Source organism: Sulfitobacter sp. HI0040, from assembly GCF_001634885.1.
GTDB lineage: Bacteria > Pseudomonadota > Alphaproteobacteria > Rhodobacterales > Rhodobacteraceae > Sulfitobacter.
Genome location: NZ_LWEX01000203.1, coordinates 1 through 1167, shown reverse-complemented (window position 1 = coordinate 1167; position 1167 = coordinate 1). Strand labels below are relative to the sequence as shown.

Here is a 1167-nt window from a genome sequence, read left to right as displayed (position 1 = left end):
CAGGGCGCTCACATCCTTGTCAGGCGGTCTTCGTCGTCGACGACGCGCAAGGTACAGTCCGGGCCGGTCCAGCGCCACAGAACGGTGTTGAGATCACCGGCAACGGCCCCCTTGGCGTAGCTGCGGATCAGGAGGCCCGCGAAGCCATCGGCGATGAGGCGCGCGGCGAAATCCTGCGTGGGCACGGGCTGGCCCCCCAGCATCCGGGCGCGCCAAGCGGGATCGGCGAGGGTGCTTTCGGATATGCCGTGCCGGGCCAGCGCCGCCGGATCGCGCGTGTCGAAGACGGGGCCGAGGTCGGCGGTGTAGGAGACCAGAACGGTGGGTTGCAGGTGCCCGACCTGATTGGCTTCGCGCAGGGCGACGGCGGGGTCGAGCGCGGTGTAGAGGGCAGGGGTGCCCTTGGCGTTGAAGCGCCCGCCGTAATGTTCCGCGCCGCGCCCCGAAAGCGGGTCGCGCGCATAGACGGGGTTGAGGGCGCGGTAGAGCGGCCCGGTGAGGCGCCCGTTTTTCAGGGGCATCAGGCAAAGACGCCAGCGTCTACCGCGTCGATATATTCGAGCACCTGCTGCGCCTTGCCTTCCTGCACAAGCTGCATCGCGGTGCGGCCGTCAAAGCCGGGCAGGGGCTCGGACCGGTACCAGGCATAGGCCATCAGCTCCGAGCCGAAGCGGGGTTCCACCTTGTTGAGGACCTCGACCAGCTCGCGCAGGCGGCGCTGGGTCTTGTCGGAGCTGATGCGCGTGCGCCGCTGGAGCGCGTCCTTGCCCAGACCGACGGTGAGGGCGATTTCTTCGGCGGAGGTACGCAGCGCGGCGGCGATCTTGCGCGGCTCGAACTGGCCGCCTTCGGCAAAGTTCACGAGGTGCATGATGGGCTCCATACGGTGGATATGACGGTATATAGCGTCAAAATAGCCGAATTACAAGGGGGAGTGCAGGGCGCCGCCTTTGCTTGGGGCGGTGGGTTGATCAAGCGGATGTAGGCGCCCGCAACTTTGCCCGTGGTACATGTTGTATGATTTTGTAAGTTTTTCGGAACAAAGCCCCACCCGCGTGGATTGAACCAGAGCCTCGGAAATTCAGTGGAATCATGAGATGCCAAAAAAACCCGATCTTTCCCGCAGACGACTGATCACCTTTACGCCCGTGGCGGGGGCGGCCTCCC

Annotated in this window: 2 protein-coding genes; both read right to left on the bottom strand. The window is 65.3% G+C overall.

From position 1 onward, the window contains the following. Positions 1–8: 8 nt before the first annotated feature. On the bottom strand, positions 9–521 hold the full coding sequence (locus tag A3728_RS12090) for an RES family NAD+ phosphorylase (RefSeq protein ID WP_067923927.1): 513 nt from the start codon (positions 519–521) through the stop codon (positions 9–11). Next, positions 521–871 carry an MbcA/ParS/Xre antitoxin family protein gene (locus A3728_RS12085; protein WP_067923924.1) on the bottom strand — a complete coding sequence of 117 codons (351 nt, stop codon included), beginning with the start codon at positions 869–871 and terminating at the stop codon, positions 521–523. The genes A3728_RS12090 and A3728_RS12085 overlap by 1 nt, the downstream gene beginning before the upstream one ends. Positions 872–1167 lie beyond the last annotated feature (296 nt).

Excerpts from the sequence above, each read along its gene's own strand:
- A3728_RS12085 (WP_067923924.1), bottom strand. The coding sequence starts at position 871 with ATGCACCTCGTGAACTTTGCCGAAGGCGGCCAGTTCGAGCCGCGCAAG.
- A3728_RS12090 (WP_067923927.1), bottom strand. The coding sequence starts at position 521 with ATGCCCCTGAAAAACGGGCGCCTCACCGGGCCGCTCTACCGCGCCCTC.